The 23,766-nt window shown below is 73.0% G+C and carries 22 protein-coding genes, 2 pseudogenes and 1 riboswitch; of the genes and pseudogenes, 14 read left to right on the top strand and 10 right to left on the bottom strand.

The genetic code is table 11. The features are described from left to right. Positions 1–17: 17 nt before the first annotated feature. Complete coding sequence (locus FHG89_RS09495; RefSeq protein WP_139584001.1) at positions 18–1,205, top strand: type VII secretion protein EccE; 1,188 nt, start codon at positions 18–20, stop codon at positions 1,203–1,205. Between the two features lie 28 nt (positions 1,206–1,233). Here the strand turns inward: FHG89_RS09495 and eccD are convergent, their stop codons facing one another. Continuing rightward, a complete protein-coding gene (gene eccD, locus FHG89_RS09490) occupies positions 1,234–2,631 on the bottom strand; it encodes a type VII secretion integral membrane protein EccD (RefSeq protein WP_139584000.1) in 1,398 nt (465 codons plus the stop codon). A gap of 166 nt (positions 2,632–2,797) precedes the next feature. On the opposite strand from eccD, the gene eccCa reads away from it, so the two are divergent. From eccCa to FHG89_RS09475, 3 genes are all read left to right on the top strand, one after another. Further along, a complete protein-coding gene (gene eccCa / locus FHG89_RS09485) occupies positions 2,798–6,763 on the top strand; it encodes a type VII secretion protein EccCa (protein ID WP_139583999.1) in 3,966 nt (1,321 codons plus the stop codon). 213 nt (positions 6,764–6,976) lie between these two features. Further along, the gene (locus FHG89_RS09480; protein WP_139583998.1) at positions 6,977–7,285 is read left to right on the top strand and encodes a WXG100 family type VII secretion target; all 309 of its coding nucleotides are present in this window, start codon (positions 6,977–6,979) and stop codon (positions 7,283–7,285) included. Positions 7,286–7,310: 25 nt separating this feature from the next. After that, positions 7,311–7,589: a WXG100 family type VII secretion target gene (locus FHG89_RS09475; protein WP_139583997.1), complete on the top strand. Its 279-nt coding sequence runs from the start codon at positions 7,311–7,313 to the stop codon at positions 7,587–7,589. An 84-nt stretch (positions 7,590–7,673) separates the two neighbouring features. Here FHG89_RS09475 and mycP read toward each other — a convergent pair whose 3' ends face one another. Together mycP and FHG89_RS09465 are read right to left on the bottom strand one after the other, a co-directional pair. Continuing rightward, the gene (mycP, locus tag FHG89_RS09470) at positions 7,674–8,915 is read right to left on the bottom strand and encodes a type VII secretion-associated serine protease mycosin (protein WP_244295299.1); all 1,242 of its coding nucleotides are present in this window, start codon (positions 8,913–8,915) and stop codon (positions 7,674–7,676) included. A gap of 50 nt (positions 8,916–8,965) precedes the next feature. Continuing rightward, a complete protein-coding gene (locus tag FHG89_RS09465; protein WP_139583996.1) occupies positions 8,966–9,301 on the bottom strand; it encodes a helix-turn-helix transcriptional regulator in 336 nt (111 codons plus the stop codon). 236 nt (positions 9,302–9,537) lie between these two features. Between FHG89_RS09465 and FHG89_RS09460 the strand changes: the two genes are divergently transcribed. Then, positions 9,538–10,257: a carbonic anhydrase gene (locus FHG89_RS09460; protein WP_139583995.1), complete on the top strand. Its 720-nt coding sequence runs from the start codon at positions 9,538–9,540 to the stop codon at positions 10,255–10,257. Positions 10,258–10,313: 56 nt separating this feature from the next. Here the strand turns inward: FHG89_RS09460 and FHG89_RS09455 are convergent, their stop codons facing one another. Further along, on the bottom strand, positions 10,314–11,333 hold the full coding sequence (locus tag FHG89_RS09455; RefSeq protein WP_139583994.1) for a coiled-coil domain-containing protein: 1,020 nt from the start codon (positions 11,331–11,333) through the stop codon (positions 10,314–10,316). 4 nt (positions 11,334–11,337) lie between these two features. Further along, a riboswitch (cyclic di-AMP (ydaO/yuaA leader) is annotated at positions 11,338–11,468 on the bottom strand. A 166-nt stretch (positions 11,469–11,634) separates the two neighbouring features. Next, the gene (locus FHG89_RS09450; protein ID WP_139583993.1) at positions 11,635–13,005 is read right to left on the bottom strand and encodes a YibE/F family protein; all 1,371 of its coding nucleotides are present in this window, start codon (positions 13,003–13,005) and stop codon (positions 11,635–11,637) included. 311 nt (positions 13,006–13,316) lie between these two features. On the opposite strand from FHG89_RS09450, the pseudogene FHG89_RS34100 reads away from it, so the two are divergent. Beyond that, positions 13,317–13,807, top strand: a pseudogene (locus tag FHG89_RS34100) (HAD-IC family P-type ATPase); the annotation flags it as partial. 5 nt (positions 13,808–13,812) lie between these two features. Here FHG89_RS34100 and FHG89_RS09440 read toward each other — a convergent pair. After that, positions 13,813–14,109 carry a metal-sensitive transcriptional regulator gene (locus tag FHG89_RS09440; protein ID WP_139583992.1) on the bottom strand — a complete coding sequence of 99 codons (297 nt, stop codon included), beginning with the start codon at positions 14,107–14,109 and terminating at the stop codon, positions 13,813–13,815. A 96-nt stretch (positions 14,110–14,205) separates the two neighbouring features. Here FHG89_RS09440 and FHG89_RS09435 point away from each other — a divergent pair, with 96 nt between their 5' ends. The 7 genes from FHG89_RS09435 to FHG89_RS09405 all read left to right on the top strand — a co-directional run bounded on the left by FHG89_RS09435 (position 14,206) and on the right by FHG89_RS09405 (position 20,249). Further along, on the top strand, positions 14,206–14,433 hold the full coding sequence (locus FHG89_RS09435) for a heavy-metal-associated domain-containing protein (RefSeq protein ID WP_139583991.1): 228 nt from the start codon (positions 14,206–14,208) through the stop codon (positions 14,431–14,433). Then, a complete protein-coding gene (locus FHG89_RS09430) occupies positions 14,430–15,380 on the top strand; it encodes a hypothetical protein (protein ID WP_139583990.1) in 951 nt (316 codons plus the stop codon). Before FHG89_RS09435 ends, FHG89_RS09430 begins: the two co-directional genes overlap by 4 nt. A gap of 12 nt (positions 15,381–15,392) precedes the next feature. Continuing rightward, complete coding sequence (locus FHG89_RS09425) at positions 15,393–17,642, top strand: heavy metal translocating P-type ATPase (protein WP_139583989.1); 2,250 nt, start codon at positions 15,393–15,395, stop codon at positions 17,640–17,642. 75 nt (positions 17,643–17,717) lie between these two features. Next, positions 17,718–17,891 carry a CsbD family protein gene (locus FHG89_RS09420; protein ID WP_139583988.1) on the top strand — a complete coding sequence of 58 codons (174 nt, stop codon included), beginning with the start codon at positions 17,718–17,720 and terminating at the stop codon, positions 17,889–17,891. 163 nt (positions 17,892–18,054) lie between these two features. Further along, complete coding sequence (locus FHG89_RS09415; RefSeq protein ID WP_139583987.1) at positions 18,055–18,402, top strand: ArsR/SmtB family transcription factor; 348 nt, start codon at positions 18,055–18,057, stop codon at positions 18,400–18,402. Beyond that, positions 18,399–18,677, top strand: a complete 279-nt coding sequence (locus tag FHG89_RS09410) for a hypothetical protein (RefSeq protein ID WP_139583986.1) — start codon at positions 18,399–18,401, stop codon at positions 18,675–18,677. The genes FHG89_RS09415 and FHG89_RS09410 overlap by 4 nt, the downstream gene beginning before the upstream one ends. Before the next feature lie 123 nt (positions 18,678–18,800). Continuing rightward, on the top strand, positions 18,801–20,249 hold the full coding sequence (locus FHG89_RS09405; RefSeq protein ID WP_139583985.1) for an alpha/beta hydrolase: 1,449 nt from the start codon (positions 18,801–18,803) through the stop codon (positions 20,247–20,249). 55 nt (positions 20,250–20,304) lie between these two features. Here the strand turns inward: FHG89_RS09405 and FHG89_RS09400 are convergent, their stop codons facing one another. Beyond that, positions 20,305–20,946: a class I SAM-dependent methyltransferase gene (locus FHG89_RS09400; RefSeq protein WP_139583984.1), complete on the bottom strand. Its 642-nt coding sequence runs from the start codon at positions 20,944–20,946 to the stop codon at positions 20,305–20,307. An 87-nt stretch (positions 20,947–21,033) separates the two neighbouring features. On the opposite strand from FHG89_RS09400, the gene FHG89_RS09395 reads away from it, so the two are divergent. Next, entirely contained in the window at positions 21,034–21,657 is a 624-nt protein-coding gene (locus FHG89_RS09395) for a helix-turn-helix domain-containing protein (RefSeq protein ID WP_139583983.1), read from the top strand. 37 nt (positions 21,658–21,694) lie between these two features. On the opposite strand, the gene FHG89_RS09390 is transcribed toward FHG89_RS09395, so the two are convergent. From FHG89_RS09390 to FHG89_RS09380, 3 genes and pseudogenes are all read right to left on the bottom strand, one after another. Next, positions 21,695–22,948 (bottom strand): RNA polymerase sigma factor, encoded by a 1,254-nt coding sequence (locus tag FHG89_RS09390; protein WP_139583982.1) that lies wholly within the window; start codon positions 22,946–22,948, stop codon positions 21,695–21,697. Continuing rightward, positions 22,945–23,301, bottom strand: a complete 357-nt coding sequence (locus FHG89_RS09385; RefSeq protein ID WP_244295308.1) for a YciI family protein — start codon at positions 23,299–23,301, stop codon at positions 22,945–22,947. Before FHG89_RS09385 ends, FHG89_RS09390 begins: the two co-directional genes overlap by 4 nt. Before the next feature lie 146 nt (positions 23,302–23,447). Further along, a pseudogene (locus FHG89_RS09380) lies at positions 23,448–23,766 on the bottom strand (DUF2786 domain-containing protein); the annotation flags it as partial.

The raw sequence follows: 23,766 nt of genomic DNA, 5'->3' as shown, positions 1-23,766 counted from the left end.
AGGAGGGACAGTCAGCGATGACGCAGGTTCAGGCGCGACCCGTCCGAGCGGACACGAGCCCGTCCGACGTCCCGCCACGGGCGACGCCGTCGGCCGACCGGCCCGGTCGGGGCCGGGTCGGCCCGGTGCTCGTCGGGCAGCTCGTCCTGCTGGAGTTGTGCGCCATCGCCGTCTGGGCCTCGACCGCCGGGCCGGTCTGGCTGCTCGCGGCGGTGGGCACCGTGGCGGCGCTCGTCGTCCTGGCCGTCTTCGCCCGCCGTGGCGGGCGCTGGTGGTTCGAGGACCTGCTGCTGCGTCGGCGGCTGCGGCGACGCCGCGAACGGGCCGCGGCGGCGCTGAAGGGCGGCTCCGCGGCCGATCCACGGCTGGCCGCGCTGGCCCCCGAGCTGAGCGTCATCGAGTTGACCGACCGGGGCACCCGCCTCGGCATCGGGCAGGACGACCACGGTTGGTTCGCGGTGATCGCGCTGCAGTCGGGCAGCGGCGGGGCGGTCGGCTCGGTCGAGGCGTCCATGGTGGACCGCGCGCTGCGGGTGCTCAGGGACTTCGCCGCGCCGGTGTCCCGTACCCAGGTCGTCGCGCACACCCTGGTCTGGTATCCGGCGCCCGGCGCGCCTCCGGCGGCGCACCGGACCGTCTGGGTGGCGCTGCGACTCACCGTGCGGGACGCCCGGGTGGAGGCGGTGAGCCGGGGCGGCGGTCTGCCCGGTGTGCACCGGACGTTGGCCGCCGGGATCGGCCGGCTCGGCAAGGCGCTGACCGCCGCCGGCCTGTCCCACCGTCCGCTGGGCCGCGACGAGCTGCGCTCGGCGGTGGTCTCGGCCGCCGGGCTGGACCTGGTGCCGGAGCCACCGACGGAGACCTGGCAGGGGCTGCGCGGCGGCGGCTGGACGCACCGCTGCATGGCCCTGCGGGGTCGCCCGGACGCGCCGCTCGGCCCACTGGTGGACGCGATCACCGCCACCTCGGCGCCGTCGCACACGGTGGCCGTGTCGGTGTCGGCGGACGGCCGGGTGGCGGCGCCGCTGCTGCGGGTCGCGGCCATGGACAACCACGTGGAGGCGCTGGTCAGGGCGGTGCGGGAGGTGACCGATCGCGCCGGAGCGTCGGCCCGACCGGTGGACGGTCAGCACGGCCCCGGCGTCTACGCCAGCGCTCCGGTCGGGTGGACGCTTGGCGGGTCCACCCGCCCGCAGCTGCGCTGACCGTCCCGGCGTCGCCCGGTCGGCCGGGTCAGGGCCGCAGGTTGACGATCCAGCCGTACAGCCCGCAGACCCAGACGGCGAGCGGCACCAGCGAGATGATCAGCAGGATCTCGACGATGTCGAGCAGCCGGCCCCAGACCGGCGAGATGCGCTTGCCGGCGACGCTCAGCCCGTAGACCAGGCTGATCACGGCGGCCAGCAGCAGCCCACCGAGGACCAGGCCGAGGCGGACCGGCAGGGACCCGTCGGCGAAGGTGGCCGCGGCGGCCAGACCCAGCCCCGCCGTGCCGGCGAGCAGCACCGGGACGCGCTGCGCCCGGCCCAGCAGTGGCCGGGCCCGCAGCAGCGAGAGGAGCCCCAGCACCAGGCAGAGCAGCACCGCCGGCAGGCGCCCGTCCAGGGCGAGCACCAGTTCCGCGCCGAGGACCAGGACCGATACGGTCCACAGCAGACCGGTCAGGAACTCGTCGGCGCGTTCGCTCTGCTGGAGCACCTGCCGGCCGTCGACCGACTCGCTGTCGGTCTTCAGGTCCTCCGGGCCGGTCGGGATCGACGGCACCGGCAGCCGGGCCAGCCGGTACGCCGCCATCGGCAGCGCCGGCACCACACCGAACGCGACAGCCGCCACCACCGCCGCCGCGGCCGGCGCGTCGATGCCGAAGGCCAGGCAGAGCAGGGCGCCCACGCCGGTCGCCGCACCCACGCCGATCGAGGCGAAGAAGAGTGGGTACCGGTCACCCACCGCCAGCACGGCCACCGCCCCGGCGACCACCGCGGCGGTCGCCGCGAGCAGGACGTGCGGGCTCGCCAGGTCGGTCAGCGGCCGGTCACCGGCGAGCAGCAGCAGACCGCCGGTGCCGGCGTGCACCAGGCCGACCATGGCCAGCACCGCACCCGTCCGGCTGTCACCGGCGGCCCGGGACAGCACCGCCGCACCGACCAGCAGCGCCACCGCCACCAGGAGGGCGGCCACCGCGCCGGGCAGGTGCGGTGGGCCGGCGAAGAGCGCCGCCAGCGCGCCGGCACCCAGCGCCGCCGCCGCGAACAGCACCGCGAAGCTCCGGCTCGCGTCGGCCTGCCAGGCGCCGGGTCGCTGGTTGGTGGCGGTGGCCACCGCGTCCACCACGTCGTCGAAGACGATCTCCGGGGCCGCGGCCGAGCGGGGGTTGAAGTAGAGGACCTCGCCGTCGCGGACGCCGAGCTGCACCGCCGTACGGCCACCGTCCAGCGATGCACCGCCCAATCTGGACAGTGCCCAGCCGCCGTGCCGTACCCCCTCGTCGGCCAGATCCTCACCGGCGTACCGCAGCAGGGTGGGGAGCAGGTCGGCCAGCGGCACGTCCGACGGCAGAGCCAGATCCATCCGGGTACGGGGAGCCACGATGGTGATCCGGCTCAGACCACCGGTCGCCGTCTTCGTCGCCACAGTGGCCTCCAGGTGTCCGTCTACGATCAGCGGGCCGCGGTGCCGCGGTGCGGGTCCACCGCGCCCACGGGAGATTACCTACGATGGCGTGCACGTACGATGCCCACCCGCAGACTCCGGTCCGCGGCGGCTCATCGTCAGGGCCGCTTCTGGGGAGGAGACAGCCGTGAGCACGGTGGTGTTCCGCCGGCTCCCGCGTCAGCCGGGACCGGCCTTGCCGCGTGGTGAGGTGCTGCTGGAGTCCCCTCCCGAGCTGCCGGAGCCGACACCACGCGGGATGGGGCAGCTGCTCATGATCCTGCCGATGTTCTGCGGGGTCGGCGCGATGGCGTTCCTCTACGCCGGCAAGGGCGGCGGCATGATGACGTACGTCGCCGGTGGCCTGTTCGGTGTCTCCATGCTCGGCATGGCGATCGGTTCGCTGGCCAACAGCGGCGGCAAGGACAAGGCCGAGCTGAACGCCGACCGACGCGACTACATGCGTTACCTGGCCCAGATGCGCAAGCGCACCCGGCGCGCGGCGGAGCAGCAGCGGGCGGCGATGGCGTGGCGGCACCCGGAACCGGACGCGCTCTGGTCGATCGCCGCGTCCCGCCGGCTGTGGGAGCGGCGGATCACCGAGGACGACTTCGGCGAGACCCGGATCGCGCTCGGCCCGCAGCGGCTGGCCGTGGAGATCGTTCCGCCGGAGACCAAGCCGGTGGAGGACCTGGAGCCGATGAGCGCCATCGCGCTGCGCCGGTTCGTCCGCGCCCATTCCACGGTGCCCGACCTGCCGACCGCGCTGTCGGTGCGCGCGTTCAGCCGGGTCGTGCTGCGTGGTGACCGGGAGCCGGTGCTCGACCTGACCCGGGCGGCACTGGGTCAGCTGGCCACCTTCCACGCCCCGGACGACCTGGTGATCGCGGTGGTCGCCGCACCGGACCGGCAGTCGGTCTGGGACTGGGTGAAGTGGCTGCCGCACGCGCACCACAGTGGACGTACGGACGCGGCCGGCGCGCGCCGGCTGGTGTTCGCGAGCCTCGCCGAGGCGGAGGAGTCCCTCGCGGGTGAGCTGGCCGGGCGGCCCCGGTTCGCGCCGGAGGCCAAGCCGCTGACCACCGCGCCGCACCTGGTGGTGGTGATCGACGGTGGCGAGGTCTCGCCGACCGGCCAACTGCTGGGCCCGGGTCTGCTGGGCGCCACGATGATCGACCTGTCCGGGACGGTGCCGCGCGACGCCGGTCGCTGGCTGCTCTGCCTCGACGTCGGTGACGGCAGCACGCTGGAGCTGGTCCGGGGCACCACCTCGTCGCCGCTGGGCCGACCGGACCGGCTCACCGCCGAGGCCGCCGAGGGGCTGGCCCGGCAGATCGCCCCCTACCGGCTCTCCCAGCAGCAGACCAGCAACGAGGAACCGCTGGCCCGCAGCATGGAGCTTCCGGACCTGCTCGGCGTGGGTGACGCCGCGACTGTCGACGTCCGCCAGACCTGGCGGCCACGCGGCCACCGGGACCGGCTGCGCATCCCGCTCGGCGTCGGCCCGGACGGCAACGTGGTCGAGCTGGACTTCAAGGAGTCCGCGCACGAGGGCATGGGTCCGCACGGCCTGGTGATCGGCGCCACCGGCTCCGGAAAGAGCGAGCTGCTGCGGACGGTGGTGGCAGCGCTGGCGGTCACCCACTCGTCGGAGGAACTGAACTTCGTCCTGGTGGACTTCAAGGGTGGTGCGACCTTCGCCTCGTTGGAGGCGCTGCCGCACACCAGCGCGGTGATCACCAACCTGGCCGACGAGCTGCCGCTTGTCGACCGCATGCGCGACGCGCTCGCGGGCGAGATGGTGCGTCGTCAGGAGCTGCTGCGGGCGGCCGGCAACTACGTCTCCCGCTTCGAGTACGAGAAGGCCCGCTCGGCCGGCGAGCCGTTGGCGCCGATGCCCAGCCTCCTGATCATCTGCGACGAGTTCAGCGAACTGCTCGCCGCGAAGCCCGACTTCATCGACCTGTTCGTCATGATCGGCCGGTTGGGCCGCTCGCTCGGCGTGCACCTGCTGCTGGCCAGCCAGCGCCTCGAAGAGGGCAAGCTGCGCGGCCTGGACACCCACCTGTCGTACCGGATCGGTCTGCGGACCTTCTCGGCGGTGGAGAGCCGGATCGTCCTCGGTGTGCCGGACGCGTACGAGCTGCCGAACGCGCCGGGGCACGGCTACCTGAAGACGGACACCAGCACGATGCTGCGGTTCCGGGCCGCGTACGTGTCGGGGGCGTACCGGGCGCCGGGGCAGCAGGCGTCCGCGTCGCAGGCGCTGGTGCAGCGCCGGATCGTGCCGTACGGGCTCGACTTCATTCCGGCGCAGGCCCCGCAACTGCCGGTGGACACCACGCCGGAGCCGGAACAGCCGGCCGACGGCAAGGCCGTGGCGATGCTCGACGTGCTGATCGACCAGCTCAAGGGCCGTGGTCGTCCGGCGCACCAGGTGTGGCTGCCTCCGCTGGCCGATCCGCCGGGGCTGGGTGAGCTGCTCGGTCAGCTGGCCGTGGACCCGACGTACGGGCTGTGCACCGCGTCCTGGCCGGGCCGGGGCCGGCTCACCGTGCCGGTCGGCGTGGTCGACCGCCCGTACGAGCAGCGCCGTGACCCGATGATGGTCGAGCTGGCCGGAGCGGGCGGCAACGTGGTCATCGTGGGCCGTTCGATGAGCGGCAAGAGCACCATGCTGCGTACGCTGCTGGCCTCGCTGGCGCTCACCCACACTCCCCGTGAGGTGCAGTTCTTCTGCCTGGACTTCGGCGGCGGCGCGTTGCGCAGCATGGAGCGGCTGCCGCACATGGCCGGGGTGGCCGGCCGGCGGGACGTGGAGGCGGTACGCCGGACGGTGGCCGAGGTGGTCGCGGTGCTGGACGACCGGGAGGCGCGCTTCGCCCAGCACGGCATCGACTCGGTGGCGAGCTACCGCCGTCGCCGGGCGGCCGGCGAGTTCGCCGACGATCCGTTCGGTGACGTGTTCCTGGTCGTGGATGGCTGGAACACGCTGCGCCAGGAGTACGAGGAGCTCGAGCAGACCATCACCACGCTCGCCAACCGGGGTCTCGGTTTCGGTGTGCACGTGGTGCTCACGGCGGTGCGGTGGGCGGAGATCCGGATCAACATGCGGGATCTGCTCGGCACCAAGCTGGAGTTGCGTCTGGGTGACGCCTCCGAGTCGGAGATCGACCGCCGCTCGGCGACCAACGTGCCGGAGAAGGCGCCCGGGCGGGGCCTGACCCGGGACAAGCTGCATTTCCTCACCGCCATCTCGCGGATCGACGGCCGCCGGGACATCGACGACCTGACCGAGGCGTCGATCGCCCTGGCCGGGCACGTGGCGGCGAACTGGCCGGGTCGACCGGCGCCGAAGGTGCGGCTGCTGCCGCGCAAGCTGCCGGTGGGTGAGCTGGCCCGGATCATCGACCGGTCGGTGCCGGGCCTGCCGATCGGCGTCAACGAGTCGGCGCTGGCGCCGGTCTACCTGGACCTGGCGAACGAGCCGCACCTGACGGTCTTCGGCGACGCGGAGTGCGGCAAGACCAACCTGCTGCGGTTGATCGCCCGGGGCATCGCCGAGCGGTACACGCCGGCGCAGGCCCGGCTGGTGATCGCCGACTACCGGCGCGGTCTGCTGGGTGCGGTGGAGGGTGACCACCTGCTCGACTACGCGCCGTCCAACCAGGCGTTCGCCCAGGGGCTCGGCTCGATCCGCAGCGCGTTGTCCAACCGGCTGCCCGGCCCGGACGTGACCACCGCCCAGCTGCGGGACCGCAGTTGGTGGAAGGGTCCGGACCTGTACATCCTGGTGGACGACTACGACCTGGTCGCCTCCGGTGGCAGCAATCCGCTCAGCGCCCTGCTGGAGCTGTTGCCGCAGGCTCGGGACATCGGCCTGCACCTGGTGGTGACGCGGCGGGTCGGCGGTGTGTCCCGCGCGCTCTACGAGCCGGTGCTGCAACGGCTCCGCGAACTGGACTCGCCCGGCCTGCTGATGTCCGGAAACCGGGAGGAGGGCGCGGTCTTCGGCGCGTTGCGGCCGAGCCCGCAGCCGCCGGGTCGGGGCACCCTCGTGCGCCGGCGCGACGGTCAGCAGCTGATCCAGACCGCCTGGTCCGAGCCGTCCTGATCGGGCGGTGGTGAACGGGGGCTTCCGTACGGTGGGCATTCGGTCGCATTCCTGATTCACCACCATCCATCGAACGCCCGCCTCAGGGCTGCGGGGGCTGGACCGGTTCGGCTACGGTCTTCACTGGAGTGTCCGTCGGTGGGGTGTTGCTGCCTTGCCGCGGGGGAGGGGTGCGGCGAAGCCGCCACCACAACAGACGGAAGGGTGTGAAGCATGGCGTTCGAGGTCGAAGCTGCGACTCTGCATACCGCCGCGAGTGACGTGCGGTCCACGCGCAGCGAGGTCGACGGCGAGCTGAAGAAGCTGTGGAACGTGGTCGACGACCTGGCCATGGCGTGGAAGGGTCAGGCGTCCACGGGCTTCCAGTCGCTGATGACGCGCTGGAACGAGGACACCGTCAAGCTGCTGACGGCGATGGACAGCATCGCCGACCTGCTCGACAAGTCGGGTACGACGCACCAGGTCAACGACGAAGAGCAGCAGCAGATGCTGGACAAGTTCCACTCTGCTCTCAACCCGTGATCCGTAGCCAGCAGAGGAGGAAATCGTGACGATCAAGGTTGACTACGCGGTCCTCGAGAGCAGCAACCAGCAGATGCAGGCGATCTCGAAGACCATCGACGAGAAGCTCGACACGCTGCGGTCGATGCTGTCCAAGCTGCACTGGGACGGCGAGGACCGGGTGGCCTACGAGCAGCACCAGGCCAAGTGGGACACGGCGGTCCGGGACATCAACCGGATCCTCAACGAGATCGGTGGCGCGGTGGGGATCGCCCGCGAGAACTACGTCTCCACCGAGATGAGCAACTCCAAGGTGTGGAGCTGACGCAGTCTCCGCCGCGGCTCCGATTCGGGTTCGACCCGGGTCGGAGCCGCAGTGCGTTGGGCGGCCCCACACACCGGGGTCGACTCAGCCGGTGACTGGTGAATCCGTACGCCGGCCGGGTCGCCAGCCGCGGCGACGGCCTCGGGCCAGCACCGGTCGTGCGATCAGCAGCAGCACGACGAGCAGGGCGCCGATGGCGGCGGCCCACAGCGCGGCCGTGCGTTGCGCGCTCAGCGGGTCGTCCTGCGGGGTGGGCGCCGGCAGCGCCCCGGCAGGCGGGTCGGTGCGGGTGCCGAGCAGGCTCGACACCGCGCGGTACGGGCTGACCACCCCGTAGCCGACGTCGGCGTCGTGCCCGTCCGGCGGGTTGTCGGCCGTCCGTTCCAGCCGATCGGCGATCTCCTGCGGGTCGAGGTCCGGGTACGCGGCCCGGACCAGCGCGGCCGTCCCCGAGACGTACGCGGCGGCGTAGCTGGTGCCGCCGTTGGGCTCGGCGCGGTAGCCGGACCCGCCGGGTGCCGGGCCGACGATGTTCAGCCCCGGCGCGGCGATGTCCACGTAGGAGCCGCTGACCGACGTGCCCACGTGCCCGCCCTGCTCGTCCACGCCGCCGACGGCGATGACGCCGGGGTAGGCGGCCGGGTAGCCGGGCCGGTCCTGCTGGTTCTCCTGCCGGTTGCCGGCGGCGGCGACGAGCACCACCCGCTTGGCCAGCGCCCGCTCGACGGCTCGTTCCAACTCGGGGCGGGGCAGTGTCGTCAGGGACATGTTGATGACGTCCGCACCCTGGTCGACGGCCCAGTCGATGGCGGCGGCGACCTGGCCGGGCAGCGCCTCGTCGTTGGTGCCCTTGAGGTCCGGAAGCACCCGGACGGGCAGGATGCGGGCGGCGGGGGCGATGCCGCTGAACGGTACGCCGGTGCCCTCCCGGCCGGCGATGATGCCGGCGATCATCGTGCCGTGGCCGACCAGGTCGCACTGCCCCTTGTTGGCGGGGAGGTTGTTGAAGTCGCGCCCTTCGAGCACCTGGCCCTTGAGCGCCGGGTGGATGGCCGAAACCCCGGAGTCGATGACGGCCACCGTCACTCCGCCGCCCCGGGACAGCGGCCAGGCCGAGGACGGCTCCAGCCGGCGCAGCCCCCACGGCATCTCGGTCAGGCCCGGTTCGCCGACGGGGCCGCACGTGGGCGGTGCCGCGGCTGCCGGGGTGGGCACCACCACTGTGGCGCCGACCAGGGCCGCCAGCGCTCCACAGAGGACGCCACGGACGGCGCGCCCCGGACGGTGGGGCGGCTCGGTCGCGCTCATCGGCAGGCTTTCGCGCACCCGCAGAGATTACCGCTGTGGTGCGCCGGGCAGCGGCCCGGCGGCGGCGGTCAGGACGGGCGGGTGGCGTCGGCGGGCGGTGCGTCGGCGAAGAGCGCGAGCAGATCGCCGACCTGCCGGTACGCCTCGGCGGGGTGCCGGAACCGGCCGGACGGGTTGAGGGTGTACTCGTTTCGCCGGCCGACCCGGGTGCGGTGCAGGTAGCCCTCCGCCTCCAGGTCGGCGACGATCGCCTGCGCGGCCCGTTCGGTCACCCCGACCTCCGCGGCGACGTCGCGCAGCCGGGCGGTGGGATCGCGGGCGATGGCCAGCAGAACGTGTCCGTGGTTGGTGAGGAACGTCCAGTTCCGCCCGCCCCCGGTCGCACCCGTCGCCGTGCCCGTCATCGTGGGACCGCCTCTCCGGTTGTCCGTCCCGCCCGTCACCCTGCCATCGAGGCTCGTCGGCCCTTTCTCCGGGGCGTCGTCGCGGGAGGGACCCTGGCCCTCAACGTATGAAATCTATATCACGCATACCTTGACGCATCTTGTGGTGCGTGTGACGGTGGAGCGGGCCAGCGCCCGCCACCGGCCGGCCGAACAGCCGGCTGACCAGGTCAGATGCGTGGAAACGAGGTGCGGGGATGAGCCTTCCCGGAGCATCCGGCGGGCAGCCGGGTCCGCAGCGGAGCACCGACCAGTCGTCGACGATCACCGAGCCGGCCCGGGCGTACGCCGAGCTGACCGCTGGCAACCGGCGCTTCGTCAGCGGCTCCCCGCGCCACCCCAACCAGGACGCCGGGCACCGGGCCGCGGTGGCCGACGGGCAGCACCCGTTCGCGGTGATCGTCGGCTGCTCCGACTCCCGGCTCGCCGCCGAGATCATCTTCGACCGGGGGCTGGGTGACCTGTTCGTGGTCCGCACGGCCGGGCACACGACCGGCCCGGAGGTGCTGGGCAGCGTGGAGTACGCGGTGACCGTGCTCGGCACCCCGCTGGTGGTGGTGCTGGGCCACGACTCGTGCGGCGCGGTCCAGGCGGCCCGGGAGGTCGCCGCCACCGGCGTGGCACCCGAGGGGCACCTGGGGGCCGTGGTGGACGCCGTGCTGCCCAGCCTCCGTCGAGCCGCCGCCGACGGTGTCGAGGACATCGACGGCATCGTCGACATCCACATCGCACAGACCGTCGAGGCGTTGCTGGAGCAGTCGTCCGTGCTGGCCGACGCGGTGACGCGGGGGCGGTGCGCGGTGGTGGGTGTGTCGTACCGGCTCGCCGCCGGTGTGGTGCGCCCGGTCGCTGCCGTTCCGGCAGACGTCGCCTCGCTCGGCGTATCCGACGGGCCGTCGACACCCGCCGCCGCCTGACGCGACGAGGGCCGCCCCGCGATGCGGGACGGCCCTCGATCACGTGAGCGGGCGGGTCAGAGCAGCGACATGTGGACGTGGTCGGTGTGGTTCGACGGCCCGCTGTACGACTTCCAGCCGGTCGCCGGGAACCAGATCTGCCGGTTCCAGATCACGTAGTAGATGCCGAGGCGGTCGGCGTTGCGGATGAGGAACGCGGCGACGTTGTTGCCGTACGTCCGGGTGTCCTCGTTGTGCCACGGGCTGAAGCCGCTCTTCTGCAACGACCAGTCACAGGCGCGGCCCTTCGGGTGCTCCCACGGCCCGCCGGAGCGGTAGCAGCCGACGAACCGGTTGAAGCCGGCCCGCTTGACCTCCTTGTACGCGTGCAGCGTGCGGGGCGTGACGCAGCCGGACGTGGTCGGGTCGTCCTCGCTGCACGACTGCGGCTTCCAGTCGCCGTCGGCGGTGCGCCCCGGGCCGATCCGGGCGACCGGCGACGTGGCGTCCACCAGGCCGCCGGTGAAGCCCTTCCCGCCGACGAGGGCGAGGGCCTTGTCCGCGTCGCGCTTCTCCTTCGCCATCAGGGCGGTCTGCTTCTGCTGCTCCCGCACCTCCGCGTCGAGGGCCAGCTTCGCCTGTTCGGCGCGGGCCTTCACCGCGTTGACCTCGGAGAGCTTCTTCTCGTTGACCATGTTCATCTCGTCGAGCGCGGCTGCCCGCCGGACGAACGAGTCGGGGGCGTCGCTCTCCAGCAGCATCGCGATCGCCCCGATCCGGCCGGTCCGGTACGACTGGGCGGCGATCTGACTGACCTGCGGGGCCAGGGCGTCCAGGTCGGCCTTCGCGCGCTCCACCTCCGCCGCCAGCTCCGCCTGCCGCTTCTTGGACTTGTCCAGCTGCGACTTGGCCGCCACGTAGTCCCGGTTGGTCTTCTCGATGACGTCGTTGAGCAGCTTCGGCTCGCCGTCCTCCTCGTGCCCGGACGGCGTCGGCGTCGTCGGGGCGGCGTGCGCCGGGAGGGGTCCGGCGAGCACGGTCACTGCGGCGATCACGGCCACCACGGGTGTCAACCAGCGGCGTAGGGGTGCCGTCACGATGTTCCCTTCCGTCGACCGCCGACCGGGTTAGCTGACGGGTTCGGGGCGGAAGTGGCCCCTACCGCTGACGCGGATTCACCCCACGTACCTGGGTTCCCGGCTCGCCGGTTGGCGATTGGGCGGTGGCACCGCAGGCGCCGATTCGCGCCTTCGGCGGTGACCGGCAGCGAGGTTACCCGAGAGTCGACCCGCTGAGCTACGTCCCGATGCCGACTAAAAGCGTCATTTCGCCATGGCGTTGAGTGACCAGTGATGCGGTTCTCAGGCCGGATGCCCGATCTGGTCACGCTGAGGAGTGTCACCATGCCGTATCCGTGCTCCTGTTCGGCTCTGGCCACCCGTCGGTGGCGGTGGGTGGGGGTGTCGTCCGCGTCGGGTCCGGTCCGTTCAATGGGCCCGCTCGCGGGGAGCTCAGTGCGGCCAGGGCCTCCGCCCGGTCCGGCTGAGGTCGGGGGGCGGGGACGTCGTCGGCCGGCTCGGCGGTCGACCGGCCGGCGGCCGTCACCACGGCGGCCAGCCCGGTGGTCAGCGGTACGGCGGCGATGAGACCGAGGGTGGCCACGGCGCTGCGGACGATCTCCTGCGCCAGGAACTCGCTGGTGAGGATCTGTCCGAGGGGGCGCGTGTCGGCGGTGAGCAGGAGCAGCAACGGCAGCGAGGCGCCCGCGTACGCCAGCACGATGGTGTTGACCGTGGAGGCGATGTGCGCCCGGCCGACCCGGGTGGCCGCCCGGTAGAGCTGCAACCGGGTCAGCCCCGGGTTGGCGTTCGCCAGTTCCGTAACGGTGGCCGCCTGGGTGACCGTCACGTCGTCGAGCACCCCGAGCGAACCGATGATGATCCCGGCGAGCAGCAGGCCGTGCAGGTCCACGTCGGCCTGGAACATCGACAGTGTGGTGGCGTCCTCGCTGCCGAAACCGGTGAGGTGGGTGGCGGCGGTGGCGATGGTGGCCAACACGCCGGTGAGCACCAGGCTGCCCAGGGTGCCGAGCACCGCGACCGAGGTCTGCGCGGTCACCCCGTGCGTCAGGTAGAGCACCACGAACATGATCAGGGCTGCGCCGACCACCGCCACGACCAGCGGTGACCTGCCGGCGGCGATGCCCGGCAGCACGAAGGCGAGCAGGATGGCGAAGCTGGCGGCCAGCCCGGCGAGCGCGGCCAGGCCACGCCACCGGCCGAACGCGACGATCGCGGCGGCGAAGACCACCGCCAGCCACACCAGCGGCGTGCCGCGCTGGTGTTCGGCGATGTTCCAGTTGCTGGCGCTGGGATCGGCGGGGTCGGTCAGCTCGACCAGGATCACCTCGTCGCCGACGTCGACCCGGGGCGCCCCGGGGCCGTCCGGCACCGGTGTCTGGACCTGCTGCCCGGCGCTCGGCCCGTCCTGCACCCGGACGTCCACCGTGCCGCACGGCCCGTCTCCGGCATCCGGTGTGCCCTCCGGGGTCTGCGGCGCGGGCGGGCACGGTTCGGTCACCACGCGGGTCACGGTGCCGTGGTAGCGCGGGACGTCCGCGCCGCCGCCGGTCTGCGGCGAGTCGCCCCGGGGCCAGAGCACCACGGCCGCGAGCACCGTGGCGACGAACAGGGGTACCACGGTCGCGACGAGGATCCGCCGTACCCGGGGAGGGGCGGACGGAACGGAACGGCTGTGGTCGGAACCCAATGCGAGACTCCCAACGAATCCGGTGCGGGGTACGTGCCGGCGGGCCGGTTGGTTCACCGTCGTCGCGGAAATGCGATGACGGGCGCGGCGGATCGCGGGATGCCGATCGCTTGATCACGTACGGTGAACGACTGGTGGGGTCGGCCGGGAGCACCGCCGTGTCTCGGCGGCACCGGTGCCGGACTGCGCAGCGGATCCGGAGGGCCATCGTCGGAATGCTAACGACCCCGGCCGAGGGACGCAGGTCCTGGCGGAGTGTCGGGGTCCGCGAACCGCCCGCGTGGCGGCGTACGGCCCAGGACCGTGGAGTCATGCACACTGAGGTACGTCCGGAGGCCAGGTGGGGCCGTCGACGAGCTGCGTGCCGAGGGCGTCCGGACCATCGCCATGATCACCGGGGACGCGGCCGGTGGCCGAGGCGGTAGCCGCCGAACTCGGTTTCCGTCCCGGCGTTGACGAGGTCTTCGCCGAGGTGCTGCCGGCGGACAAGGACGGCCGGGTGGTGGAGCTCCAGCGGCGGGGCTTGACCGTGGCGATGGTCGGTGACGGAGTGAATGACGCGCCCGCGCTTGCCCGCGCCGACGTGGGCATCGCGATCGGCGCGGGCACCGATGTGGCGATCGAGTCGGCCGGGGTGGTGTTCGCCTCGTCGGACCCGCGGGGGGTGGGCGCCGTGGTGCGGCTGTCCCGGGCGTCGTACCGCAAGATGCGGCAGAACCTGGCCTGGGCGGCGGGCTACAACGTGGTGGCGCTCAACGCCCAGTTGCTGCGCCGGGTACGGCTCGACCCGGAGTCGGATTGAGGGCCTCAGCCGCGCTTCATCAGCCGGCCGACGGCCGCCATCATCTCGGTGGCCATCTCGTCGGCCCGGCCCTCGGCCGCGCCCTCGTGCATGCAGTGCCGGGCGTGGCCGTCGAGCAGCCCCAGCGCCACCTTGTCGAGGGCGGCCTGGATCGCGGAGATCTGGGTGAGCACGTCGATGCAGTAGCGGTCGTCGTCGACCATCTTCTCGATGCCCCGGACCTGCCCCTCGACGCGGCGGAGCCGCGCGAGCAGCTGGTCCTTGCTGGCGGTGTACCCGCGGATCGGGGTGGGTGTGGTCATGCCGACCAGGATAGCCTACCCCTGGGGGGTATGGTACGGTCCAACCTGACGGATACCCCCACCGGGTACCGGTAGCGAGGCGGAGGAGACGGTCTGATGGTCAACACCACGTACCAGGTGCAGGGCATGACCTGCGGGCACTGCGTCAGCGCGGTAAGCGCCGAGGTCGGCGCTCTCGACGGTGTGCGCGACGTCCAGGTCGACCTCGCCAGCGGCCAGGTCACCGTGAGCAGCGACCAGCCGCTGGACGTGGCGTCCGTCCGGGCCGCCGTCGACGAGGCCGGCTACGAACTGGTGGACGGCTCATCCGGAGGTCCGGCGTGAACACGGTGACCCGACTGGGCGGGTTCGCCCTCGGTCTCGTGGCGGTCTTCGGCACGGCGTACGGGGTCGGTCGCGTGGTCGACCCCGGCGCCCCCGCCGCCGAGATCCTGCACGACGGCGACGCCGCCCACCCGGCCGGGGAGCACGACGAGGCGGCCGACCGGCTCCCCGGCGGCCTGCTCGTCTCCGACCGTGGCTACACCCTCGCTCCGGTCGCCGCCCCGGCCGGCGAGTTCGCCTTCACGATCGATGGTCCGGACGGCCGTCCGGTCACCCGCTACGACGTCGCACACGACAAGCGGATGCACCTGATCGTGGCCCGACGGGACCTCTCCGGCTTCCGGCACGTCCACCCCGACCTGACCCCGGACGGCACCTGGCGGGTCGCCAGCCCCCTGGCCGGTCCCGGGCAGTGGCGGGCCTTCGCCGACTTCACCCCGACCGGGGGCGAGCCGCTGACCCTGGGGGTGGACGTGACCGTCCCCGGGGAGCTGACCGAGCGGCCCCTGCCCGCCCCGGCGACCAGCACCAGCGTCGACGGCTACACGGTCACCCTGGCCGGCGAGCCGCAGCCCGGCCGCACCTCGCCGCTCACCCTGACGGTCAGCCGGAACGGGCAGCCGGTCACCGACCTGGAGCCCTACCTCGGCGCGTACGGGCACCTGGTGGCGCTGCGCCGGGGAGACCTCGCGTACCTGCACGTGCACCCGGACGGGACGCCCGGCGACGGCCGCACCCGCCCCGGCCCGGCCGTGACCTTCCTCGCCGAGGTGCCGTCGGCCGGCACCTACCGGCTCTACCTCGACTTCCGGCACGGCGGGGCGGTGCACACCGCCGAGTTCACAGTCGTCGCCGGCGCCGTTACGGCCGGTGGCGCTCCCAGCCCGAGCGGACCAGCGCCGACCGGGGAGGCCGAGCACGGCACCCCCGGGCACGGGCACAACTGACGGGACCAGACGATGACCACCACCAGCACACCGCTGCCCGAGGCGCCGAACCGGATCGAGTTGGCGATCGGGGGGATGACCTGCGCCGCCTGCGCCGCCCGGATCGAGAAGAAGCTGAACCGGATGGACGGGGTGAGCGCCACAGTCAACTACGCCACCGAGAAGGCCACCGTCCGCTACGTCGACGGCGTCACCCCGGACGACCTCATCGACACCGTGCAGAAGACCGGTTACACGGCGGCGCTGCCGGCGCCGCCCGCCAGCAACGAGGAGCCGGTGGACCCGCTCAAGGGCCCGCGTACCCGGCTCTGGGTGTCGGTGGCGCTCAGCGTGCCGGTGGTCCTGCTGGCCATGGTCCCCGCCTGGCAGTTCGACTACTGGCAGTGGCTGTCGCTGACCCTGGCCGCCCCGGTGGTGGTCTGGGGTGGCCTGCCGTTCCACCGCGCGGCCTGGACCAACCTGCGGCACGGCGCGGCGACCATGGACACGCTTGTCTCACTCGGCACCCTGGCGGCGTTCGGGTGGTCGATCTGGGCGCTCTTCCTCGGCGACGCCGGGATGCCCGGCATGACGCACCCGTTCCGTTTCGACATCACCCGCACCGACGGCGCCGGCAACATCTACCTGGAGGCGGCCGCCGGGGTGACCGTGTTCATCCTGGCCGGCCGCTACTTCGAGGCGCGTTCCAAGCGGACCGCCGGCGCCGCCCTGCGCGCCCTTCTCGAACTCGGCGCCAAGGACGTGGCGGTGCTGCGCGACGGCGTGGAGACCCGGATACCTGTGGACCAGCTCGTCGTGGGCGACCGGTTCGTGGTCCGGCCCGGGGAGAAGATCGCCACCGACGGGGTGGTCGACGAGGGCACCTCGGCCGTCGACGCCAGCATGGTGACCGGCGAGTCGGTGCCGGTCGAGGTCGGCCCGGGAGACGGCGTGGTCGGCGCCACGATCAACGCGGGCGGACGGCTGGTGGTCACCGCCACCCGGGTCGGCGGCGACACCCAGCTCGCTCGGATGGCCGATCTGGTGGAGCAGGCCCAGAGCGGCAAGGCGGCCGTGCAGCGGCTGGCCGACCGGATCTCCGGTGTGTTCGTGCCGATCGTCATCACCCTGGCCGTGGGCACCCTCGGCTGGTGGCTCGGGACGGGCGCCGGCCCGACTGCCGCATTCACCGCCGCCGTGGCCGTGCTGATCATCGCCTGCCCGTGCGCGCTGGGCCTGGCCACGCCGACCGCGCTGCTCGTCGGCACCGGTCGGGGCGCCCAGCTCGGCGTCCTGATCAACGGGCCGGAGGTGTTGGAGTCGACTCGGCGGGTGGACACCGTCGTGCTGGACAAGACCGGCACCGTGACCACCGGCCGGATGACCCTGGTGGACGTGGTGCCGGCCAGCGGCGAGGATCGCGCCGAGCTGCTCCGGCTCGCCGGGGCGGTGGAGACCGCCTCCGAGCACCCGATCGCCCGCGCGGTCGCGGCGGGCGCCGCCGAGGCGGGCACCCTCCCCCCGGTCACCGACTTCGCCAACCTCGAAGGGCTGGGCGTGACCGGCACGGTCGACGGGCGGGCCGTGCTGGTCGGTCGACCCCGGCTGCTGCGCGAGCGTGGCATCGACGTACCGCCGGAGGTCGAGTGGGCCGTCAGCGACGCCGAGGCTGCCGGCCGGACGGCGATCCTCGCCGCCTGGGACGGCAGCGCCCGGGGCGTCCTCGCGGTCGCCGACGTGGTCCGGCCGACCAGCCGGGCGGCCGTGGCCCGGCTGCGCGCCCTGGGGCTCACTCCGATCCTGTTGACCGGGGACAACACCACAGTGGCCCGCGCGGTCGCCGCCGAGGTGGGCATCGACGAGGTGATCGCCGAGGTGCTGCCGGCCGGCAAGGTCGACGTGGTCAAGCGGCTCCAGGCCGAGGGCCGGTCGGTGGCGATGGTCGGTGACGGGGTGAACGACGCTCCGGCGCTGGCCCGGGCCGACCTCGGACTGGCCATGGGTACCGGCACCGACGTGGCGATCGAGGCGTCGGACCTCACCCTGGTCCGGGGTGACCTGGACGCGGCGGTGGACGCGATCCGACTGTCCCGGCGCACGCTCGGCATCATCCGGGGCAACCTGTTCTGGGCGTTCGGCTACAACGTGGCGGCCCTGCCGTTGGCCGCCGCCGGGCTGCTCAACCCGATGATCGCCGGGGCGACGATGGCGCTGTCCTCGGTCTTCGTGGTGGCGAACAGCCTGCGGCTGCGCCGGTTCCGCTCCGCCGCCGGTGATCTGTGACGGCGGTAATGGTTGGGCCGGCGGTGGCGGGGGTACTGCTGAGGTCGTAGCGACGCTCGCAATGGAGGTTGGCACATGGGTATCGACGACAAGATCAACAATGCCAGCGAGGACGCGGCCGGCAAGCTGAAGGAAGGCGCCGGTCGCGCCACCGACAACGAGCAGCTCGAGGCCGAGGGTCGTGCTGACCAGTCGACGGCCAAGCTCAAGCAGGCCGGCGAGAAGATCAAGGACGCCTTCAAGAGCTGACGTACGACGTAATCCGCACGCCGGGCCGGTGATCATTCACCGGCCCGGCGTGCTGTGTGTCCGGTCCTCTCCGTGACCCTGAGGTTCCCCTGATTCCGCAATCGGTCCTCACCGCCGGGCGTCGATACCTGCTAACTTCTGTTGGCATGTGCAAGGGCTGGTTATGAGCAGCGTTTCGCCGCCGACCGGCGACGATCTGGTCCGGGTGCTGGCCACCCTGGCCAACCCGCACCGGATGCGGGTCGTCGCCGCGCTGGCCCGCGAGCGTGCCTACGTCAGCGGGCTGGCCCGGCAACTGGGCATCAGCCGCGCGCTGTTGCAGGTCCACCTACGGAAGCTGGCGGCGGCCGGGCTGGTCACCGCCCGCCTGGAGTTGTCGGAGGACGGGAAGGCCATGAACTACTACGAGGTGCAGCCGTTCGTGCTCACACTCACCCCCGAGGTCATCGCGGCGGCGGTCGAGACGCTCACCGTGCCCGACTCGGCCGAGCAGTCGGGAGCGGCGCGATGACCGGCATGAGCGAGCACGACTGGACCGAGGTGGTCGGCGCGGTAGGCATCTTCGCCCTGCTGATCACCGTGTTCGCGGTGAGCGTCGTCCAGCTCGCCAAGACCCGGCGGGCCCGTTTCGAGTCGTCCCGCTCGGACGAGTACCGCCGGATCGCCGAGACCGCCGCCCAGGCGCAGGCGGAGAACGCCCGCCTGCTCGCGGCGCTGGACGGCCGACTGGGCGGGATGGAGACCCGGATGACCAGCCTCGAACGCGTCCTGCGCGAGGTCGACTGACACCGCCCGACGAAGACCCCGGGTCGTCGAGCGGCTACTCGACGACCCGGGTGGAAGAAGGCATCACCTCGCCCGTGGGCGAGTTTCACAGGTAACGCTCCTTCGAGGAGAGGACAGCACCTCATGCTGCGCGTACGCAAATCCGCAGTGGGCTGGGCCGTGACCCTGGCACTCACGGCCGCCGGCCTGACCCCGGCGAGCCCGGCCACCGCCCGACCCGCGATCGACTGGCGACCCTGCCCGACCGACGCCACCGCGGAGTGCGGCACCCTGTCGCTGCCGGTGGACTGGCACCGCCCCCGGGGTGAGCGCTTCGACCTGGCGTTGGCCCGCCGGGTCGCCGATCCGGCTGTCCGGCAGGGTTCCCTGGTGTTCGGCCCCGGCGGGCCGGGCGACAGCGGGGTGGACCGGGTGGTGAACGGCATTTCCCGGTTCAGCGCCGACCTGCGCCGCCGGTTCGACATCGTCAGCTTCGACCCGCGCGGCACCGGCGGCAGTCACCCGGTGGTCTGCTCCCGAGACCTGCTCGCCCGGCAGCCGCAACTGCTGACCGACCAGGCCCAGTTCGACGCCACACTGGCCGGGAACGCACTGCTGCGCGCCGGCTGCCGGGCCCGCACCGGCCCGCTGTACGACCACGTGGACACCACAAGCGCCGCCCGTGACCTCGACGCGGTCCGCGCCGCGCTCGGCGAGCGGCGCCTGACCTTCCACGGCAGCTCGTACGGCACCCTGCTCGGCGAGCGGTACGCGGAGCTGTTCCCCGACCGGGTCCGGGCCGTGGTGCTGGAGGCCGCCATGGACCACAGCCTCGGCACCCGCGCCTTCCTCGACACCCAGGCCGTCACCTCGCAGAACGCGTTCGACGAGTTCGTCGCCTGGTGCGACCGGTCCACCGCCTGCGCCCTGCACGGGCGGGACTTCCGGGCGGTCTGGGCCGGGCTGCGCGCCCGGGCCGAACGCGGCGACCTGACCGACCCGGAACGGCCCGGAGTCGTGCTGACCCCGTTCGAGCTGACCCGGCTCACCCACAAGGAGTTCTACGACACGTGGCGGTGGCCGGGGCTGGCCGAGTGGCTGGGCAGGATGGACGCCCCGACCGCCGCGCGGGGCGTCGTCCCGTCGGCGGGCGACGCCGTGGCGCCGTACCCCTTCGCGGTCCTCTGCCAGGACTGGAGCCTGCCCGTCCGGGACTACCGGGAGTACGCCGGGCACCTGCGCCGGATAGCCCGGCTCGCACCCGACCTGCGGTACCCGACGGCGGTGTTCGCCCTGGTGACCTGCCTGGGCGCGCCGACGCCGGTCGCCAATCCGCAGCACCGCCTGCGGGTGCGCACCGATGTGCCGCTGCTGATCGCCGCCACCGTGCACGACCCGGCGAGCGGGTACAACTGGGCCACGAACGTGGCGCGACAGTTGGGCGGGCACGGCGTGCTGCTCACATACCGCGGGTGGGGGCACGGCAGCTACTCCACCAGCCCGTGCGTGGCGCGGGCCGTCGATGCCTATGTGATCGATCAGGTGGTGCCCGCCCGGGGCGCCGACTGCCCGGCCGTCGACCCGGACGTGTGACCGCGCCGCCGGCCGTCGGGTGGTCAGGTCCGCCCGACGGCCGGCAGCGGAGGGCTCAGCGCCGCCGCGTGGCGCGTACGACGACGTCGTGCAGCGTGTTCTCCTGGCCCGCCGGGCCGGTGACCGTGCGGTGGTGCTCCTCGGAGGTGGTGATCTCCCAGGTGGCGCTGTCCAGGACGGCGGTGATGGCCGCGAGGGTGACCGATGCCTCGGCGGGCGGGTGGTGCCCGTGCCCGGTGGCTCCCGGAGCGTGCAGGTGCCCGACGATCAGCAGGGTTCCGCCTGGCGAAACCCACGTGGAGATGCGGTCGTAGAAGGCCAGTTGCGGCATCGCCGGGTGCGCGTAGTGCGTCGTCACCAGGTCGAACCGTGTCCCCGGATCCCAGGTCGTCAGGTCCGCCTCCACCCACCGCACCCGCTCGGACACCCCGCCGGCCGTCGCGCGTTCGGCGGCGACGGCGAGGGCGGCGGACGCGATGTCGACAGCGGTGACCTGCCAGCCGTGCCCGGCGAGCCAGACGGCCTCCGCGCCGGTGCCGCACCCGGCGTCCAGGGCCGTGCCGGGCGTCAGGCCGGCGGTCTCACCGGCCAGGTACCGGTGCGGGCGACCCGCCCCGGAGGCCCGTGAGTGGCCGTGCTGCGCCTGCTGCCAGTGTCGCTCCCAGTAGTCCCTGTCGAAATCGTGCTGCTCGGTCATCTGGCTGCTCCTTCGCGTGTCACGAGCGACTGTGACCGGCATCGGACCCGATCCGCAAAGCTTCTTGCCGAATGGCAAAATGGCTGCATGGACGAGCATTCGGACCGCACGCTCGACGCGGTCGGCCCGAGACTGAAGCACCTCCGGCTCCGCCACGGCCTCACCCTCACCGACCTCGCCGAGCAGACCGGAATCTCCGCCAGCACCCTCTCCCGCCTCGAAGCGGGCCTGCGACGCCCCACACTCGAACAGCTCCTCCCGCTCGCCCGTGTCCACGGCGTGACGCTCGACGACCTCGTCGGCGCGCCGCCCACCGGCGACCCCCGCATCAACCTGCGCCCCATCGCCTCCAGCGACGGATCGACCATCCTGCCGCTGACCCGCCGGCCCGGCGGTATCCAGGCGTACAAGTTCGTGCTCCCGGCCGGGCCGGACGACCGCGAACCCGACCTGCGCACCCACGAGGGCTACGACTGGGTCTTCGTCCTCAACGGCACGCTGCGCCTGGTCCTCGGCGACCACAACCTCCTTCTCCGGCCCGGCGAGGCCGCCGAGTTCGACACCCGCACCCCGCACTGGTTCGGCGCCACCAGCGCCGGCCCCGTCGAGTTCCTCAGCCTGGTCGGCAAGCAGGGCGAACGCGCACACGTGCGCGCGGCGCCGATCAGCGCGGGACCCGCCACGTACCCGTCCGGCGAGATCGACAGCTGACTGCTCGCCATCCCCATGCTCCTTCGACTCCCGTCACTCATCGTTGGCCCGCCAGTCGGGCGGCTCTCCGTTCCAGGTAGCGCTGCTCGGGCCGGCTCGTGGTGCCGCGTGCCGCCGCCAGGTACGCCGCCCGCGCCGCGTCGGGCTCCCCGGCCAGCTCCAGCAGGTGCGCCCGGACGGCGGCGAGCCGGTGGTGCCCCGCCGTACGCTCGTCCGCGTCCAGTGACGCGAGCAGCGCGAGCCCGTCTCGCGGCCCGTCCACCATGGCCACCGCCACCGCCTGGTTGAGGGTGACCATCGGGTTCGGGGCGATCCGGGCCAGCAGCCGGTAGAGCGCGGCGATCTGCCGCCAGTCCGTCTGCGCCGCCGTCGGCGCCTCGGCGTGCACGGCCGCGATGGCCGCCTGGAGCTGGTACGGGCCGGGCGGCGTCCAGGTCAACGCCTCGGTGATCAGCGCGACGCCCTCGGCGATCTCGGCCGTGTCCCACCGGGTGCGGTCCTGCTCGGCCAGCGGCACCAGTTCCCCGTCCGCGCCCACCCGGGCCGCCCGGTGCGCGTCGGTGAGCAGCATCAACGCCAGCAGCCCGGCCACCTCGCCGTCGTCGGGCAGCAGCCCGTGCAGGACGCGGGTCAGCCGGATCGCCTCGCGGGTCAGGTCGGCCCGGCGCAGATCCGGCCCGCTGGAGGCCGTGTACCCCTCGTTGAAGATCAGATAGAGGACGCGCAGCACCGTCCGCAGCCGCTCCTCCCGTTCACCCGGCGCCGGCATGTCGAAGCGGGCGCCGGCCGCCTCGATCCGCTGCTTCGCCCGGCGGATGCGTTGGCTCATCGTCGCCTCGGGCACGAGGTGTGCCCGGGCGATCTGGGCGGTGCTGAGCCCGCCGACCGCCCGCAGCGTGAGCGCCACCTGCGCGGATCCGGCCAGCGCCGGATGGCAGCAGAGGAACAGCAGGGTCAGGGTGTCGTCGGCGTCCGCCACTGCCGGCTCCGCGTCGGCCGGCGGCGCCACCTGGACGTACGCCGGCTCGCGCAGCGCCACCGCGACCTCGCGGTCCCGGCGGGCGCTCTCGCTGCGCCACTCGTCGGTGAGCCGGCGGGTGGCCACGGTGAGCAACCAGGCGCGGGGGCTGTCCGGTACGCCCTGCTCGGGCCACTGTGTCGCGGCGGCCAGCAACGCCTCCTGGACCGCGTCCTCACACCTGTCGAACTGGCCGTGCCGGCGGACCAGCAGGCCGAGGACCTGCGGCGCGAACGTGCGCAGCAGGTCCTCGACCGTCCGGTCGTCGGTCACATCTCCGCTCCGGACTCGTCCATGATCGGCCGGACCTCCATCGCGCCGCCGAAGCGCACGTCCGGCCAGCGGGCGGCGATCTCGGCGGCCCGCTCCGGGCTGTCGCAGTCCACGGCCAGGTAGCCGGCGAACTGTTCCTTGCTCTCCATGAACGGCCCGTCGACGACCTCCGGGTGACCGCCGGCGAGCCGGACCGTCCGCGTCTGCGACGGGTTGGCCAACGCCTGGCCGCCGACCAGTTCGCCGGTCTCGGTCAGCTCCTTCATGATCTCGTCGACCTCGCCGAACAGGGCGGTGCGGTCCTGCTCGGAAAGCTCCTCGGTGAAGCCGGGCCGGTTCCAGATCAGCAGCATGTACTTCACGGCGATGCTCCTCGCGTCCTGGTCGCGCCCCGGTCGGGGCGCGGCTCACCGGAGGGTCGGAGCCGTCGCCCCGTTCCCTACCGCGTACCGAAGAAAATCGCAGAAAACCTTCCGGGCGGCGGTCCCACGCCGGGAGGTCAGCGCCGGCCTGGCACCTGTCGGGGCTTTCGCCCGCCGCCGACGTCCAGCGACGCCCGGTCCGCGGCCGAGGTGCCGGACGACCAGCCCTCGGCGTCGCGGACGCTGAGCCGGTGCCGCGTGACACCGGGAAAGAGCGTCTCCAGCCGTTCCTGGACCGCCTCGCCGCGCTCGGCGAGCACCGGCAACAGCCGCTCCGCCCCGGCCGTCCCGGCCGCCGCCTGATCCGCCGCGTCGGTGGCCGCGCGCAGCCGCTCACCGATGCGCAGCGCGAACGCGTTGAGGAACGACCCCTGCCTCTTATACCCATCTCCGGCT

The organism is Micromonospora orduensis, assembly GCF_006228125.1.
GTDB classification, from domain to species: Bacteria; Actinomycetota; Actinomycetes; order Mycobacteriales; family Micromonosporaceae; genus Micromonospora; species Micromonospora orduensis.
Note: the sequence above shows the minus strand (reverse complement) of the source record. Positions and strands in the feature narration are given on the sequence as shown.